Here is a 16,393-nt window from a genome sequence, read left to right on the forward strand (position 1 = left end):
GGGGGCAGGGGAGACAATGAAAATAATTCTTTCTGCCGTCCCCACTCCCCCACACCACGCTTCTCCCACACCACGCTTCTCCTACTCCCCCACACCACGCTTCCCCATTCCCCATTCCAAGCGTCCCTAGTTATATTTTTGGATATTTGTAAATGTAAAGAATCGGAGAGTTTAGTTGATGAAGATATTAGTATTAAGTTGGGAGTTTCCACCTCGTATTGTGGGAGGAATTGCACGTCATGTGGCTGAGTTGTACCCGGAAATAGTCAAGTTAGGGCATGAAGTCCACCTGATTACGGTGGAATTTGGTCATGCACCGATGTATGAGATAGTGGATGGAGTGCATATACATCGCGTGCCGGTGGCTGGTGCTAACGACTTTTTCCACTGGGTGGTAAACTTAAATGACAGCATGGGGCATCACGGTGGTAAGTTGATGCTAGAAGATGGTTCGTTTGATATTATCCATGCTCATGATTGGTTAGTGGGGGATGCTGCGATCGCTCTCAAGAATACCTTTAAAGTGCCGTTAATTGCTACAGTCCACGCAACCGAATTCGGACGTCACAACGGTATTCACACTAATACCCAACATTATATCAGTTGCAAAGAAAATCTACTTGCTTTTAACGCTTGGCGGATTATCGTTTGTACCGACTACATGCGACGAGAAGTTGAACGAGCGCTTCACAGCCCTTGGAATAAAATCGATGTCATCTATAACGGTATTAGACCAGAAAAGAAACAACACCATCAAGGTTTTCATGCCCAGGATTTTCGTCGCAAATTTGCCGACGATAATGAAAAAATCGTTTATTATGTCGGTCGCATGACCTATGAAAAAAACGTTTCCGGATTGCTAAATGCAGCACCAAAGATACTTTCAGAAATGGGTGGTTACGTCAAGTTTGTGATTATTGGTGGTGGCAATACCGATCATCTGAAACGTCAAGCTTGGGATTTGGGAATTGCCCACAAGTGCTACTTTACCGGCTTTATGTCCGATGAATACTTAGATAAATTTCAAACCATCGCTGACTGTGCCGTTTTTCCTAGTCTTTACGAACCCTTTGGTATTGTTGCGTTAGAAAGCTTTGCCTCTCGCGTTCCGGTAGTCGTTTCTGATACAGGTGGTTTTCCCGAAGTAGTGCAACACACGAAAACAGGTATTGTTACCTGGGTTAACAATTCAGATTCTCTAGCTTGGGGAATACTGGAAGTGTTGAAAAATCCAGGTTATCGGCAATGGTTAGTTGATAATGCTTATGAGGATTTAGAAAGACGCTTTAGCTGGTCTAAAATAGGCAAGCAAACAGAAGATGTATATCAGCGGACAGTCCTAGAGCGATCGCACGTTGTATGGTAAGAGCGTGGTTTGGAGTTGGGAGTTGGGAGTTGGGAGTTGGGAGTTTGGAGTTGGGAGTTAGGAGTTGGGAGTTAGGAGTTAGGAGTTAGGAGTTAGGAGTTAGGAGTTGGGAGTTGGGAGTTGGGAGTTGGGAGTTAGGAGTTTGGAGTAAACAACTATCAACCAACAACTCACTACTATCAACCAACAACTATCAACCAACAGCTCACTACTATCAACCAACAATTACTATACATTGTTTAAGATTGCGCTCAGGATGTTCTGGATAATAGCGATCGCCTCAATATTGCCTGTTGAAGCGAAGGTAACGCCCAATTTAAAGGGTAACGCTGCCAATGTCAATCCTCCCTTAGCAGGTCCCGTCTTTGATTTGGGTGGAGGTGGTTCCGATGTCGATGAAGCTATCCAGTGGATGATTAACCGAGTTAGGGGATGTACTAACTGTACCACCAAGGTTGATGTAGTTGTTCTTCGTGCTTCTGGGGATGACAGCTACAATCAACCAATTTACCAGATGAAAGGAGTGGACTCGGTGCAGACTTTCGTCATTACCAACCGCAAAGACGCAAACAACGCTGATATTGTCAATCAAGTTAAAAATGCAGAGGTGATTTTCTTTGCAGGTGGAGACCAGTGCAAATATATTCGCAACTTGAAAAACACCAAGCTGGAAACTGCTGTAGAATCAGTTTACGCAAGGAAAGGTGGTATCGGAGGAACTAGTGCGGGAGCGATGATTCAAAGTGATTTTGTTTATAATGCTTGTGGAAACAGCGTTGAAACTGAAGACGCACTCGCAGATCCTTATCGAGATGTAAACTTTACCTATAACTTTTTTTCGTGGGCAAATCTGAGGGGAACCATTGTAGACACCCACTTTTACAAGCGGGAAAGAATGGGTAGGATAATGGCTTTTATCGCTCGTCAAATCAAAGATGGTGTAGCTAAAAGTGCTTTGGGGATAGCAGTTAGCGAAGATACATCGGTAGTTGTCGATAACAACGGCAGAGCCAAAGTAATGGGTAAAGGTCCAGCATACTTTATATTAGGCGATCGCACTCCTGAAGTCTGCTCCAAGCGAACTCCTCTAACCTACTCCAACTACAAAATCTGGAAAGTTAACAGCGGTGACACATTCAACTTGAAAAACAGACCAACAACAGGATATTATCTAAGGAGCGTCAAAAGAGGGCGAATAGATTCAAATCCATACTAACTAACCCTCGTAGAGACTATTCTGTGCTACGTCTCTACAATATGTGTACCAACGCAGATTATAATAGACATCTACGAAAAACAATGTAGAGACTTCGTGTTTCTCTGAAAAACAATGTAGAGACTTCGTCTGATCGCGTCTCTACAAAGGTTGTAGACAATGCATAATTAATTTTTGGAGATGTCTAATATAATTTATACATCTGTGCGAGATTTCACACAAACGTTGCCTGCTTCCGCAAACTTTGCACCGTAGAAATAAAGTGTTCTGCTACCCTGTCAATCTCCTCTTGCGTATTAAACCTACCAATTCCAAACCGCACCGATGCATAAGCTAATTGTTCCGAATGTCCCAGCGCTGTGAGAACATGAGAAGGTGCAGTTGTCGCTGAAGAACAAGCAGATCCAGAAGAAACAGCCATTACAGGTTGCAATCCTAACAGCAGTGCAGATCCATCAACTTTTTCAACGCTGATATTTAAATTTCCTGGCAATCGTTGGGTAGGATGTCCGTTGAGATGAATTCCTGGCAATTGGGAAAGTTGCTTCCACAATATGTCTCTTAATTGTGTCAAGCGATCGCTCTCTCTTTTTTGTTCTTCTAAACCGATTTCTACAGCTTTACCAAAGCCGACAATTTGCGGTGTATATAATGTACCAGAACGCATTCCCCGTTCATGTCCACCACCATGTTGTTGTGGTGCGAGTTGTACTCTAGGATTGCGACGACGCACATATAGCGCACCGATACCCTTAGGACCATATACTTTGTGTGCAGTTAGCGACATCAAGTCAATTTTCATTGCTTGCACATCAAGGGGAATTTTAGCGATCGCTTGTGCAGCATCAGTGTGAAAAATAATTTCCTGACTGCGACATAATTCACCAATTTCTGCTAACGGTTGCAAAACGCCAATTTCATTATTAGCAGCCATCACCGAAACTAAAATTGTATCAGAACGCAAAGCTTTTTCTAACTGATTTAAATTAATTATCCCGTCTTTTTCAACTTGAAGAATTGTAATTTCAAAACCAAGAGTTTTGAGATAATTACAAGGGTCAATAACTGCGCTATGTTCAGTTGCAACAGTAATAATATGTTGCCCTTTTTGATAATAAGCTTCAGCAACACCTTTAATCGCTAAATTATTCGCTTCTGTCGCACCGCTGGTAAAGACAATTTCTTCGGGAGTGGCATTAATTGCCTCTGCCAAAATCTTTCGCGTTTGTTTAACAGCCGCTTCTGCTTCCCAACCGTAAACATGACTATTACTAGAAGGATTTCCAAAATGTTGAGTAAAGTAAGGTAGCATTGCTGCTAGTACCCTTTCATCTACGGGAGTGGTAGCGTGAGAATCGAGATATATAGGACGAATAGACATAATTATTAAATCAAAATTGAACCCAGATTTTTTAAGATCCTCAGAACTTTATACAGTTCATTTTCGCGTTTCAACAGCGTCAATTCATCAGACAAAGCATACTTTGGTGCATCTTGCTTACTTAATTTAATAAAAATAAAATTACTGCCATTCATTACTAACCCAAAAGTAGGTCGTTCTGGGTGAGGATTAGCCAACATATAAGCTAGAGCTTGGGGTATACCCATTATTAGAGAAAATACAGCCCTTTTAGACTCAATAGTTAATAACCACAATTGTTGTTTGAGAACCAGCACATCAATGCGACCTCGGAGAATTTCTCCTTCATCTTCCAAAGCAATTTGTATAGATTCTTCGGTTTCAATATCAAAAGGAAGACGATAAAAACCAGCTAAATCTAACAAGGGAGCTAGCACAACCAATTTTACCAATTCTTCTAAAATAGGGCGGCGATCAACTAAGCTAAGATAATTAGTTTTAACTCGATCTAGAGCCTGCTTTTCTGAATCAGTAATTTCCGGCAGATTATCAAACCACTCTGTAAAAAATTGGTCGTTGTTATCTCGTTGTAGACCAAATTTTTCTTTTAAGTCAATGATGTTAACGGTTTGTGCTTGGATGACTGTAACCATAGTTGATAAAATACCAGCTTTATTCATTATTCTAATGTAGAGACGCGAAATTTCGCGTCTCTACAAAGGTTCTGGATAACGCATATTTAATTTCTACCAGATAGTATATACTACCAGTTCTCTAACACCCCAATTGAAACGACGCTAAAATAGCCACAGAACAATCTTAAGGTTTCCATGACTCTGACCATCGACGACTTAGAAAGACTGCAAGAAAAGCTCAAAGAAGACCATTGCGACTATCAACTAGAACTACAAGAGGGAAGCATTGTCGTTATGGGTCCATCAGATATTGAATCGAGTGAAATTGGGGCTGAGTTTATCAGATTGCTGGGAAACTGGGTTAAACCGCGTAAACTAGGACGTGTGTTTGATTCTAGTGGTGGGTTTATTATGCCTAACAGCGAATTGCGGGCACCAGATGTTTCCTTTGTGTCAGCCCAAAGATTGAAACGTACAATCCGCGACTTTGCCCAATTAGTTCCAGATTTAGTAGTAGAAATTAAATCGAAAACAGACCGCATCCGTCCCTTGGAAGATAAAATTAAACTATTTTTGCAATTAGGTGCATTAGTTGGGATATTAATTAATCCAGATGAATTGACTTTAACAATTTATCGCTTAAATAGTGAAGGTGAAGTGTTGACGGGTGAAGATAAGCTAATTATTCCAGAGTTATTTCTGGGGTGGGAAATTTCGATTTCGCAAATATGGCCCCCAGTATTTGAATAAAAAAATTATCTCATATGAGCGGGAGCGATCGCTTGCATTCATCCGCCATAATTAGAATGAGTGTAGTTACGACTGAACGTCAAATACTTGACAAATGACCAACAACATGAAGCGCGACTTTACTAACCGCGAAGAGTTAGTAACTTACCTCCGCGAACAATTTCCAGACGCAGCACAACGAGATAATCATATCAGCGAAATTGTGGGCGGACGCAAAGCCGCCGAGAAAGCGCTACAAAAAGTAGATTCTGCACGCTACGCAAAAACACGTAACTTTTTCACAGGTGCAGTAACGCGACTTTCACCTTATATTCGTTATGGTGTTCTCAGTTTGCGAGAAATTCGAGATTATGTCGTTGAGGGGGTGCAAAACCCAGACGAAACAACTAAACTAATTAACGAGCTAGGCTGGCGAGACTACTGGCAGCGTTTATACGCCAAACTAGGCGATAATATCTGGCAAGACCAAGAAGAATACAAAACAGGCTATACCCCCTCAAATTACGCACCTGAGTTACCAGAAGACATCAAACAAGGCACCACAGACAGAGTTTGCATCGACAGCTTCAGCCGTGACTTACGAGAAACAGGCTACTTGCACAACCATGCACGCATGTGGATGGCAGCTTACATTGTCCACTGGCGGCGTATTCGTTGGCAAGCCGGTGCAAAGTGGTTTTTAGAGCATTTGTTAGATGGCGATCCTGCTAGCAATAATATGTCATGGCAATGGGTAGCCAGCACCTTTAGTCACAAAGCTTATTTTTTCAACCGCGAAAATTTAGAACGTTACACCGAAAGCGTTTATTGTAAACAGTGTCCCCTTTACGGTCATTGTGACTTTGAAGGTAGTTATGAAGAAATAGAACAAAAGCTTTTTCCTAAAGCCGAATTTAACAAACAAGCTAACAGTCAAAGTTGGCAAAAAGGCAAAAAACGCCGTTAAAAATCTTGGTGTGGTTCGTTATTTAAAATCTAAAAACCAATGACTCAACCAATTATTTGGGTGCATGGAGACTGCCTCAGCCCCCAAAATCCCGCACTACAAGAACACCCCGATGCACCCGCAATTTGGGTTTGGGATGATGCTTTAATTGAAGAATGGCAACTAAGTTTAAAACGCCTCACTTTTATCTATGAATGCTTACTTGAATTACCCGTTGTCATTCGTCGTGGTGATGTAGTGCGAGAAGTTTTAGCTTTTGCCAAAGAGCATAATACTAACTTAGTTGTCACCACAGAAAGTGTTAGTCCACGTTTTGATATGATGTGTGACGAAATTGAAAAAACTTTGGACTTGGAAATTTTTGAAGTAGAACCGTTTTTTGAATACGACGGCTATATCGACTTGAAACGCTTCTCTCGCTATTGGAAAGTCGCTGAAAAATATGTGTTTGAATAAATAGACATCTCCAAAAATTAATTATGCATTGTCTACAACCTTTGTAGAGACGCGATCAGACGAAGTCTCTACATTGTTTTTCGGAGAAATACGAAGTCTCTACATTGTTTTTCGGAGATGTCTAATGAATATGTATATACGGTTTTTATGTGATTTGTGAAAATTATTTTTTAACGAACCGCTAAGAAGCCAAAAACGCCAAGAAAGGAGAAAAAGAGAGTTTTCACGCTCTTATTTAGAAACTGATATATTATATTATGTCAGGTTTATTACTCACAATGGAAAGACGTAAAGAGTGGAACGTCTCTACGACGGTTGCGACGTTTTTATTACTGTTAATTAAACGGACATGATATATTGGGTAGATAGGCATTTGTGTAACCTATGCCCCAAGAAAAGCCCTTAGTCTTAACCGAAGAAAGTGACGCATTGCAGCTTTACCCACGTCCACCAATCCTCACTAGCTTAGATGTAGGTTGGTGTGGAGTATGTTTTGCCTATATGTGTCAACCTGCTTATGAAGTGCCGGAAGTTTCTACCCCTCGTTGGCATTCTATTGCGATTTTTACTCATGGAAACCGTATAATTCATGCCGATCGCAAACTAGATGGACGCTTTCACCGTGACGCTGTAGTCGGAGGTGATATAGTTATTACTCCGGTCAACATAGGTCAAGGTGCTGCTTGGGAAGATGAAGGTGATTTTATCATTCTCGGTATAGAAGCTGACGTTTTCGCTCGTACAATTGATGAAGCAGCAGATGCAAAAGATTTGGAATTATTACCGCACTTTGCCACACCCGATCCTCTAATTTACCAAATTGGATTAGCGCTGAAAAGTGTGTTAGAAAATAATCCGACAAATAGTCGTCTTTATGCAGAGACGATGATAAATGCTTTGTCAGTTCACTTAATGCAACATTATTCAACACGCAAACCGATTTTGCAACAATATAAAGACGGTTTGCCAAAGTATAAATTTAAGAAAGTAATTGACTATATAAACGCCCACTTAGAACAGGATTTAAGTTTAACAGAGTTGGCGGCTTTAGTGCAGATGAGTCCGCATTACTTTTCTCACTTATTCAAACAATCAGTGGGAATCTCCGCACATCAATATGTAATTCGCTGTCGGGTTGAGCGTGCAAAAAACTACCTTTTGCAAGGTGATTTGAGTATTGCAGAAGTTGCTTACAAAGTTGGTTTTGCTAACCAAAGTCATCTTAATAGACATTTTAAAAGGTTGCTGGGTATAACACCGAAACAAATATAGCACTTCTCGGTTCGGTGCAGTACAAACAAGACCTCACCCCGGGAGTTCCGGACACCCCCCTCCTTTATAAGGCAATACGCGGGCGTGTTAAGGATTTTTGGTACTGATTTTAGACCTGTAGAGACGTAGCTAGCTTACGTCTCTACGAGGATTTGGGGTTTAACTGAACGGTATTGCTTTATAAGGAGAGGGGAAGGGGGTGAGGTTTTATATACCTCATATCATGTCCGGTAACATGACCGTAATAAAATATTTGTAGAGACGTTACATGTAACGTCTCTACAATATTCGGTATCATGGGTAAGCTCCCGGACATGATATCAATTGAAAACCGCTATATTAAGTTAATAATTTATAGCCTTGGGGGTTAAAATTCCATGATTATTGCTGAACGCTATTACTCACCTGAAGAATACTTAGAAATAGAGTTAAAATCCGAAGAACGACACGAATATATTAATGGTCAAATTATCCCAATCACAGGTGGAACACCCAATCATAACCAAATTGCTCTCAACCTAAGCGGTACGCTCAATTTTGCTCTAAAACGTCAACCATTACGCGTTTTTGTGACAGACCAAAGATTATGGATTCCTCAAAAGCGAATTAATACTTATCCTGATGTGATGGTTGTTGCGGGTGAACTTGAATTTCAAGAAGGAAGAAAAGACACTCTGACAAATCCGATAATGATTGCTGAGGTACTTTCAAAATCAACCAAAAGCTATGACCGAGATGAAAAATTTGCGGCTTATCGAACAATTCCCAGCTTTCAAGAATATCTGCTAATTGACCAGTATACAATGCACGTTGAACAATACAGCAAGACAGATAACAATCGCTGGATATTTACTGAATATGAAGATGCTGATGTAACGATATCTTTAGCGTCTATTTCCTTTGAAATTTCCCTCGCAGATATTTACGATAAAGTGGACATCGACCGCTCTTTTATTATGCATTACCCAGAACCCTTGATTAGACGTAGCACTTGGTAGTCTCTACATCTTTTCCAACAGATGTCTAGTGGACTTCGACGCTCAAGATTAAAAAATCTTGCAAATATAGCAAGAACGTACAAAAAATCGGATGAATATACAAGACATAAGGAAGCGCGATCGCCATACTAATAAATAGAAGTATTAGTTGCGTTGCATATGACTTGGAATTTACCCGGTGCCCCTTGGTTAATTGCTCACAAATCCATGTTCAAAGTAAATAAACCCAAATTATTTACTATTTGTGGTCAAGATTATGTACTCTGGAAAAACGATAAAGGTGAAATTTCCGCTTTAGAAAATATTTGCCCTCACATGGGTGCAAAGCTTTCTGATGGTTGGATTTGCCCGGAAACTAATACAATCGCTTGTCCTTTTCATGCATTAGAATTTGACTCGGAAGGTAAAGCAATTTTACCAAATGAAAAAACTTCCAAACCTCTCGCAAAACAACTTAAGTTATTTTTGCAAGGTGATTTTATTTGGACTTACGCAAATCAAGAACCAAAGCTTCCCATTCCAGATGTTTTGGAAAAGCTATCAACTCAGTTTCGATTTATCGGTGTAGCGGGAGATGTAACTATAAAAGCACCTTTTATTGATGCATTAGAAATTAATCATGATGTAGATCACGCTCAAGGCACTCATCGAGAACTTTTTAGAATCAAAGAAACAATAGTTAATGACTTTCAAGCTAATAATTATTTTTCTGTCTCTACTATCAAGCACATTAGAGAGAAAAATACTCTGAATGAGTACCGACAAAATATAGCTTTACTATTTACTCCCAATCCGGTGGAATTAGTTCTAGAAAATTACTTTCCATCTCTTGTAGTTGTTTATAGCGATTCACCGTTGGGGAAACTTGTGCAAGTGTTCACCATATATCCACAAACCAAAAACACGACACGCACGTTTATCCCACTCTTGACTGAAAAATCCTTTGGTATTTTTAACTCAATTCTTGAACCACCAACTATCAAAGCTACAGAGGAAATAATTCGGCAAGATGCAGTGATGTTAGAAAATCTTTATCCAAGATTTGAACCGAAAATTAGGCTTTCTCATGAAGAACCTTTACATTGGGTTCGTCAGCTTTATCACAATTGGTAAAGTAGAATTTGGCTGGTTAAGCTTTAAGCGCTTAAGCGCTGACTACAATTTGTTTATGATGTCATCCAATTTACGACAATACCTGCCTAGTGGTGACGAACTTTGGTGTTCTGACGATACACCTGTGGATAACGAAGACCAGAATTTTATCCCCAACTTTCTGCTGTTTTTACTAGAAGCGATTTGGAAAACTCGTCAAGATTGGTTTTTCGCTGTTGATATGGGAGTTTACCACACTACTGGAGTGAATCCTAGAGTCCCGGTTGTCCCCGATGGTTTTTTGAGTTTGGGTGTGGAAAGACGCAAACAAGGAAAATCTCGCAGAAGCTATGTTGTGTGGGAAGAAAATGATATACCACCGATGTTTGTTTTAGAGGTGGTTTCCTGGACACCAGGAGAGGAATACGACACCAAAGCCGCGATTTATGCGAATTTGGGGGTATTATACTACATTATTTATAATCCGGAATATTGGCAAAGAGACCGCCATCAACCATTTGAAGTTTATAAGCTGATTGATGGTTCTTACGAATTGCAAAAAAGAGAACCATTTTGGATGCCAGAGATTAAATTAGGAATTGGGCGATCGCCTGACCCTTCTGGAATCATCCAACGCGAAGTTTTATCTTGGTATGATGAGCAAGGAAATCGTTACCCAACCCTAGAAGAACAAGCTCAACAGGCTCAACAAGCCAGACTTGATGCGATTCCTCGTTTACTACAAATGGGGTTAGCTGTTGAGCAGGTAGCAGAGGTATTGGGACTATCAATCGATATCGTCCGGACAGAAGTTCAAAAATGATAATTGATTTGCCTCGTTACTGGGCTATTGCCTGCAACTTTAAAGGCTTTGCCCTAATAGACATCGACCGCTATGCTGATTATCCGTTGCCCAAAACCCTTGTAGAGACGTGAAATTTCACGTCTCTACATTCAATTTCAGGCATTGCTTAATTGATGCATGAATCCGGATGTAGAGACGTAGCACTGCTACGTCTCTACAAGGATTTTGGTATTATGTAAAACCATTTTCACGCCCCGGATTCAACAACGCTCAATTTCACGTCTATGTCTACTAATAGCATTCCCATGCAGAGCACGGGAACGAGGATTAATCTTGATCTAAGCGTAGCACTGCCATAAAAGCTTCCTGCGGTACATCCACCGTACCCAAAGACTTCATCCGCTTTTTACCCTTTGCTTGCTTCTGCAAGAGTTTCTTCTTACGGCTGATGTCACCACCGTAACACTTAGCGAGTACATCTTTCCGCAAAGCGGGAATATGTTCGCTAGCAATAACCTTACTACCAATACTCGCTTGAATTGGCACTTTAAATTGGTGTCGGGGAATCAATTCTTTAAGTTTCTCAGCCATCCCTCGTCCAACATTGTAAGCTTTATCACGGTGGACAATCATCGCTAAAGAATCCACCGGATCGCCGTTAATCATGATATCCAGCTTCACCAAGGGATTTTCGCGATAGCCGATGATGTGATATTCCATACTTGCGTAACCACGCGATCGCGATTTCATTTGATCAAAGAAGTCGGTGACAACTTCCGCCAAAGGTAGCTCGTAAGTCAGTGTGGTGCGTCCTTTGGTAAGATACTTCATATCTTTGAAGATACCGCGCCGATTTTGCGACAACTCCATCAAACTACCTACGTAGGTTTCCGGCGTAATCATTTCTACCTGAACGTAAGGCTCTTCTATCTTTTCCCGGTCGTTGGGTGCAGGTAAACGGCTGGGGTTATCGATGTACAGGACTTCACCCTTGTTGGTTGTCACCCGGTAAACTACTGATGGCGCTGTAATAATTAAATCTAGATTATATTCACGTTCCAACCGTTCTTGGACAATTTCCATGTGGAGCAACCCCAAGAACCCACAACGAAAGCCAAATCCCATCGCGCTAGAGGTTTCTGGTTCGTAGTGCAGTGCTGCATCGTTGAGCTCCAGCTTTTCTAAAGCTTCCCGCAAGTCTTCAAATTGGTCAGCATCGATGGGAAACATTCCACAAAAGACCATCGGTTTCGCTTCGGTGTAACCGGGCAGAGGTTCTGGGGCTTTTTTCGCAGTGAGGGTAATTGTATCACCTACCCGTGCATCGGCGACAGCTCTAATCGATGCGGCTAAATAACCTACTTCCCCAGCGTGGAGTTCGTCAACTTGCTTTTGAGTGGGAGAAAGTACACCCAATTCATCAATGTCGTATTCTTTCCCCGACACCATCAAATAAATGCGATCGCCTTTTTTCAGTTTGCCATCCATCACCCGAAAATAAACAATCACTCCCCGGTAGCTATCGTAGTAACTATCGAAAATCAACGCCCTTAAAGGTTGATCTATCGTATTCTGTGGGGGTGGTACGCGCTCCACAATTGACTCTAAAATTTCCGAGATGCCAATTCCCTCTTTCGCAGAAGCCTGAATCGCATTACTGCAATCTAAACCGATAATTTCCTCAATTTCGCTAATTACCCTTTCTGGTTCTGCTCCTGGCAAGTCTATTTTATTCAAAACTGGGATAATTTCTAGATTATGCTCTAGCGCTAAATATACATTTGCCAAAGTTTGCGCTTCTACACCTTGGGAAGCGTCAACTACCAAAAGTGCCCCTTCACAAGCAACTAAACTCCGCGATACTTCATACGAAAAATCTACATGCCCAGGAGTATCAATTAAATTCAGTACATACTCTTGACCGTCTTTTGCTTTATAGTTCATCCGGGCAGCTTGCAGCTTAATTGTAATGCCGCGCTCCCGTTCTAAATCCATGTTGTCGAGAAACTGTTCCTTCATCTGCCGCTGTTCCACGGTACCAGTAGTTTGCAGTAAGCGGTCAGCGAGGGTAGATTTCCCGTGGTCGATATGAGCAATAATACAAAAATTGCGAATGCGAGCTGCGGGAACGTCAGTCATATACTTCTTTAATTAAGCGGCAAGCGAGTTGAGAAAGCTATTTCCTTCATGTATTGTAATGCAATTAGTTCGCGCTTAGGCTCTTGGGGGTGGAGGATTGGAGGATTGGAGGAGTGGAGGAGTGGAGGAGTGGGGGAGGGAAGGTGACAATAAGGACAAGGGGACAAGGGGACAAGGGGGACAAGGGAAAATATTTCTTTTTTCTTATCCTTTACCCCTTCCCCTGAAGAGAAATATGAAGGTCTATATCTATAGCATCTGGTATTGAACAACCAGAGGCGTACAATAAACATGAAGAACTGCAAAAAATACACACATTCCGAGGCGATCGCACCCTCGTGATTGCCCGGAAATTGCTGATTGACTGAGAAAATTTATAGAGCTATTGTTTTGTCAGGATTCTCGGAAAATTGTGAGTTCATTCCCCGAAACTGCTACTTTGGCAGTATGGGTTGAAAATAGAACTCCAAGAAACGAAGATTTTTCAAATCAACTACTTGTGTATAATTGTCTTCTTTACAAAGCCTTTGACAAGATGAATTTATCCTTATACAAAGCTATGAATATAAAACAGAAAGCTACCGATGCGGAAAACAGACAAGCCGATAAGGTAGAAATCGCTATCCACCTTGATTCTGAGTTAGTAGAGCAAATTCAACATTTGACCAACGATCCCAGTAAAGTGATTGAGGTGGCAATTCGTCAGTGGTTGCGAGGTGAAGTTAACAGAGATGATGAGCTGACGCGTACTCCTTACCGTACACCTGTTCCACCACGCGGGGAATGGAATGATTGACTTATCCTTTGATAAGTTATAAACAGAGGATGAAGAAATGTAATTTTTTTGTCGAAGATCACAAATTGGCGAAAAAAACATTGCGAAGATGCCACAGTTGTAACATTTTATGCCAAACTTTAAGCAGCTTTTGCTAAACCCTTGCGGCTGACGTTTGTTTATCTAGCTCAAGTCATGAGTATTACTGCCAACTCCCAACTTCCGAATCTATTGTCGAAGAATCTGAAATCTATTACCAGTAAAGTTGAAAATTCAATACCAACTCTGGGATCGGAGTTGGTGTACACCCAAGACACCAGAGGAGATTACCTGACATTTTATTGGAGTGCAGGCGATCGCTTGGGGATAAATTCTGAGCAAATAATAGGCGATCTAAATCGGGATGAAATTTTTTCCCCGGTAGAAAAGGTTGCCTATTTGCAACGTTTAGGGCGAATTGTGAAAAATTTGGTCCCAGAAAGGTGTCAGTGCTGGTTTAGCTATCGTCAGGAATTATTTGAGTTGGAGTTGGTAATCAGCCCAATTATGCCGACCTTAGGCACAGCCGCGACAACAGTTTTAGTAATGGGACGATTGCTACAAACAAAAAGCAACAAAAAAGCAGTACATCTGCCAGCACCACAACCAACAGAGTTAGAGTTAGCTTTAAGTTCACATCAATACCAAAAGTTGGTAAGTCAAATTACCAGAAACATCAGAAGGACATTAGATTTAGATATTATTTGGCAACAAACAGTTGACAGTTTAGGAAAAGCACTACGGTTAGAACGCTGTATTATTTGTCCATACCAAAAAGAAAGTGCCAAGATATCGATAATAGCAGAGTATCACAAGCCAGATTTGGACTCAATACTAGGGTTAGAAATAGATTTAGCAACTGAACCTGCATTTGCTCAAGCTTTAGCAACCCTAGAACCAATTATGGAAAATAAGCCTAAGCATATACTGTTTAGGCAAGAGAAAATTTTAGTAGTTGCGACTTGCCATCAAGACCAACCGAATGCTTTAATTGCCGTCAGCTTGCCAGATGAGTACTACAAGTTGACTTCATTAGAATTAGACTTGGCAAAAGAAGTAGCAGATCAATTAGGAACAGCGATCGCTCACGCCACATTATATAAAGAATTAGAAGCCGCACGTCAAAAAGCTGAAGAAGCCTCCCGTCTGAAAACCGAATTTCTCACCAATGTATCTCACGAAATTCGCACCCCCCTAAATGGAATGATCGGTTTTCAACGCCTGATTTTGGACGGTATGGCAGATGATGTTGAAGAACAAAACCAATTTTTGCTAGAAGCCCATAAATTATCTCTACACCTACTCGATATCATCCAAGACATCTTAGACTTTGCCAAAATCGAAGCCGGCAAAACCGATCTCGAACTGCGTTCAGTAAATCTCGACGAGTTATTGAGCGATGTGGGAACTTCTATGCACATGCAAGCTGAACAGAAAAACCTCAGCTTCGAGATGCAAACCCCCGATATCTCCGATGAAATTATTGTCCACGGTGACTATCTACGCCTCAAGCAAGTAATCATCAATTTAGTTGGCAACGCGATAAAATTCACTCATGAAGGTGGTATAACTCTCAGCGCTGACGTAGTTCGCAAAAAAGTAGTATTTCAAGACCAGCAATTTCCTGGTATGGTAAGAGTACGTGTAGCAGACACAGGTATTGGCGTTTCTTTAGATAAACAAGACAAATTATTTCAATTATTCTCCCAAGTAGATGGTTCCCGCACTCGCCAATATGGTGGTACAGGTTTAGGATTGGCAATATCTCAGAAGCTAGTAGAAGCAATGGGTGGTGAAGTCAATTTTTACAGCTTGGGCGAAGGGCTTGGTTCAACAGTCACATTCACAGTACCTTTATATCAACAGCCAGTTATGGTTTTATCAAGTGAAATTGACACCCCAGATTAAATAAAATGTACTCTTAGCTCGTAGTGAGCGGTAAACCGCTCAGATATTTAATTTGAACGGATAGAGTTCAGATATTCCAACATTATGCTGTACTTAAGATCACAGATTTAGTTATTTGTCAATAGTCTGTAACACAGGATAACCGACGAACAACCAAAAGCAATTCAGATGCAATTGGATCTACGATCAATTTAATAAAGCGAGAAAATAAAATCCTGGGGACTAGGGACTGGGGACTGGAAAAAGAATTATTACCAATGCCCGTTACCTATTCCCCAATTCAATCATTCATTTACGAGGTCTAAACTTATGGAACTGACAACTGATAACGTAGAGACAGTCTTGGATGAATTACGCCCATACCTGATGTCTGATGGCGGCAACGTGGAGCTCGTAGAACTCGATGGTCCTGTTGTCAAGCTGCGACTACAAGGTGCTTGTGGTTCTTGCCCAAGCTCTACAATGACATTGAGAATGGGTATTGAGCGCCGTCTGCGTGAAATGATTCCAGAAATTGCCGAAGTGGAGCAAGTAATGTAAAAGTTAGGAGGAGCGGTAGAGACGTTCCACACCGAACGTCTCTACGAGGAGTTATGAGTTTTGACTTAACTCCTAACTCCTAACTCTTAACTCCTA

At 41.1% G+C, this 16,393-nt stretch carries 15 protein-coding genes; 12 read left to right on the forward strand and 3 right to left on the reverse strand.

Annotation, left to right across the window (positions count from 1 at the left end):
• Positions 1 to 178 precede the first annotated feature (178 nt).
• The gene (locus OGM63_RS17680; RefSeq protein ID WP_263746937.1) at positions 179 to 1,366 is read left to right on the forward strand and encodes a glycosyltransferase family 4 protein; all 1,188 of its coding nucleotides are present in this window, start codon (positions 179 to 181) and stop codon (positions 1,364 to 1,366) included.
• A gap of 256 nt (positions 1,367 to 1,622) precedes the next feature.
• Positions 1,623 to 2,582 carry a cyanophycinase gene (locus OGM63_RS17685; RefSeq protein WP_263746938.1) on the forward strand — a complete coding sequence of 320 codons (960 nt, stop codon included), beginning with the start codon at positions 1,623 to 1,625 and terminating at the stop codon, positions 2,580 to 2,582.
• 214 nt (positions 2,583 to 2,796) lie between these two features.
• Here OGM63_RS17685 and OGM63_RS17690 read toward each other — a convergent pair whose 3' ends face one another.
• Together OGM63_RS17690 and OGM63_RS17695 are read right to left on the reverse strand one after the other, a co-directional pair.
• Entirely contained in the window at positions 2,797 to 3,963 is a 1,167-nt protein-coding gene (locus OGM63_RS17690; RefSeq protein ID WP_263746939.1) for an IscS subfamily cysteine desulfurase, read from the reverse strand.
• Between the two features lie 5 nt (positions 3,964 to 3,968).
• Positions 3,969 to 4,622 carry a restriction endonuclease subunit R gene (locus tag OGM63_RS17695; protein ID WP_318528486.1) on the reverse strand — a complete coding sequence of 218 codons (654 nt, stop codon included), beginning with the start codon at positions 4,620 to 4,622 and terminating at the stop codon, positions 3,969 to 3,971.
• Between the two features lie 150 nt (positions 4,623 to 4,772).
• Here OGM63_RS17695 and OGM63_RS17700 point away from each other — a divergent pair, with 150 nt between their 5' ends.
• The 7 genes from OGM63_RS17700 to OGM63_RS17730 all read left to right on the forward strand — a co-directional run bounded on the left by OGM63_RS17700 (position 4,773) and on the right by OGM63_RS17730 (position 10,914).
• A complete protein-coding gene (locus tag OGM63_RS17700; RefSeq protein WP_263746940.1) occupies positions 4,773 to 5,327 on the forward strand; it encodes a Uma2 family endonuclease in 555 nt (184 codons plus the stop codon).
• A 94-nt stretch (positions 5,328 to 5,421) separates the two neighbouring features.
• Positions 5,422 to 6,273 carry an FAD-binding domain-containing protein gene (locus OGM63_RS17705; RefSeq protein WP_263746941.1) on the forward strand — a complete coding sequence of 284 codons (852 nt, stop codon included), beginning with the start codon at positions 5,422 to 5,424 and terminating at the stop codon, positions 6,271 to 6,273.
• Between the two features lie 39 nt (positions 6,274 to 6,312).
• A complete protein-coding gene (locus OGM63_RS17710; RefSeq protein ID WP_263746942.1) occupies positions 6,313 to 6,729 on the forward strand; it encodes a hypothetical protein in 417 nt (138 codons plus the stop codon).
• Positions 6,730 to 7,113: 384 nt separating this feature from the next.
• Positions 7,114 to 8,001, forward strand: coding sequence for a helix-turn-helix transcriptional regulator (locus tag OGM63_RS17715; protein WP_263746944.1), 888 nt, complete (start codon positions 7,114 to 7,116; stop codon positions 7,999 to 8,001).
• A 377-nt stretch (positions 8,002 to 8,378) separates the two neighbouring features.
• Positions 8,379 to 8,999 (forward strand): Uma2 family endonuclease, encoded by a 621-nt coding sequence (locus OGM63_RS17720; protein WP_263746945.1) that lies wholly within the window; start codon positions 8,379 to 8,381, stop codon positions 8,997 to 8,999.
• Between the two features lie 159 nt (positions 9,000 to 9,158).
• Positions 9,159 to 10,112 carry a Rieske 2Fe-2S domain-containing protein gene (locus tag OGM63_RS17725; RefSeq protein ID WP_263746946.1) on the forward strand — a complete coding sequence of 318 codons (954 nt, stop codon included), beginning with the start codon at positions 9,159 to 9,161 and terminating at the stop codon, positions 10,110 to 10,112.
• Positions 10,113 to 10,167: 55 nt separating this feature from the next.
• Positions 10,168 to 10,914 carry a Uma2 family endonuclease gene (locus OGM63_RS17730; RefSeq protein ID WP_263746965.1) on the forward strand — a complete coding sequence of 249 codons (747 nt, stop codon included), beginning with the start codon at positions 10,168 to 10,170 and terminating at the stop codon, positions 10,912 to 10,914.
• Positions 10,915 to 11,223: 309 nt separating this feature from the next.
• Here the strand turns inward: OGM63_RS17730 and lepA are convergent, their stop codons facing one another.
• A complete protein-coding gene (lepA, locus tag OGM63_RS17735; protein WP_263746947.1) occupies positions 11,224 to 13,035 on the reverse strand; it encodes a translation elongation factor 4 in 1,812 nt (603 codons plus the stop codon).
• 559 nt (positions 13,036 to 13,594) lie between these two features.
• Between lepA and OGM63_RS17740 the strand changes: the two genes are divergently transcribed.
• The 3 genes from OGM63_RS17740 to OGM63_RS17750 all read left to right on the forward strand — a co-directional run bounded on the left by OGM63_RS17740 (position 13,595) and on the right by OGM63_RS17750 (position 16,297).
• On the forward strand, positions 13,595 to 13,831 hold the full coding sequence (locus tag OGM63_RS17740; protein WP_263746948.1) for a hypothetical protein: 237 nt from the start codon (positions 13,595 to 13,597) through the stop codon (positions 13,829 to 13,831).
• A 174-nt stretch (positions 13,832 to 14,005) separates the two neighbouring features.
• On the forward strand, positions 14,006 to 15,757 hold the full coding sequence (locus OGM63_RS17745; protein WP_263746950.1) for a sensor histidine kinase: 1,752 nt from the start codon (positions 14,006 to 14,008) through the stop codon (positions 15,755 to 15,757).
• A 309-nt stretch (positions 15,758 to 16,066) separates the two neighbouring features.
• Entirely contained in the window at positions 16,067 to 16,297 is a 231-nt protein-coding gene (locus tag OGM63_RS17750; protein WP_263746951.1) for a NifU family protein, read from the forward strand.
• Positions 16,298 to 16,393: the final 96 nt, after the last annotated feature.

It is taken from the genome of Plectonema radiosum NIES-515, assembly GCF_025753815.1.
GTDB classification, from domain to species: Bacteria; Cyanobacteriota; Cyanobacteriia; order Cyanobacteriales; family Nostocaceae; genus Hassallia; species Hassallia radiosum_A.

Coding starts and splice junctions, on each gene's coding strand:
- OGM63_RS17705 (WP_263746941.1), top strand. CDS start 5,422: ATGACCAACAACATGAAGCGCGACTTTACTAACCGCGAAGAGTTAGTA.
- OGM63_RS17685 (WP_263746938.1), top strand. CDS start 1,623: ATGTTCTGGATAATAGCGATCGCCTCAATATTGCCTGTTGAAGCGAAG.
- OGM63_RS17690 (WP_263746939.1), bottom strand. CDS start 3,963: ATGTCTATTCGTCCTATATATCTCGATTCTCACGCTACCACTCCCGTA.
- OGM63_RS17720 (WP_263746945.1), top strand. CDS start 8,379: ATGATTATTGCTGAACGCTATTACTCACCTGAAGAATACTTAGAAATA.
- OGM63_RS17695 (WP_318528486.1), bottom strand. CDS start 4,622: ATGAATAAAGCTGGTATTTTATCAACTATGGTTACAGTCATCCAAGCA.
- OGM63_RS17730 (WP_263746965.1), top strand. CDS start 10,168: ATGATGTCATCCAATTTACGACAATACCTGCCTAGTGGTGACGAACTT.
- OGM63_RS17700 (WP_263746940.1), top strand. CDS start 4,773: ATGACTCTGACCATCGACGACTTAGAAAGACTGCAAGAAAAGCTCAAA.
- OGM63_RS17750 (WP_263746951.1), top strand. CDS start 16,067: ATGGAACTGACAACTGATAACGTAGAGACAGTCTTGGATGAATTACGC.
- OGM63_RS17745 (WP_263746950.1), top strand. CDS start 14,006: ATGAGTATTACTGCCAACTCCCAACTTCCGAATCTATTGTCGAAGAAT.
- lepA (WP_263746947.1), bottom strand. CDS start 13,035: ATGACTGACGTTCCCGCAGCTCGCATTCGCAATTTTTGTATTATTGCT.
- OGM63_RS17725 (WP_263746946.1), top strand. CDS start 9,159: ATGACTTGGAATTTACCCGGTGCCCCTTGGTTAATTGCTCACAAATCC.
- OGM63_RS17740 (WP_263746948.1), top strand. CDS start 13,595: ATGAATATAAAACAGAAAGCTACCGATGCGGAAAACAGACAAGCCGAT.
- OGM63_RS17715 (WP_263746944.1), top strand. CDS start 7,114: ATGCCCCAAGAAAAGCCCTTAGTCTTAACCGAAGAAAGTGACGCATTG.
- OGM63_RS17680 (WP_263746937.1), top strand. CDS start 179: ATGAAGATATTAGTATTAAGTTGGGAGTTTCCACCTCGTATTGTGGGA.
- OGM63_RS17710 (WP_263746942.1), top strand. CDS start 6,313: ATGACTCAACCAATTATTTGGGTGCATGGAGACTGCCTCAGCCCCCAA.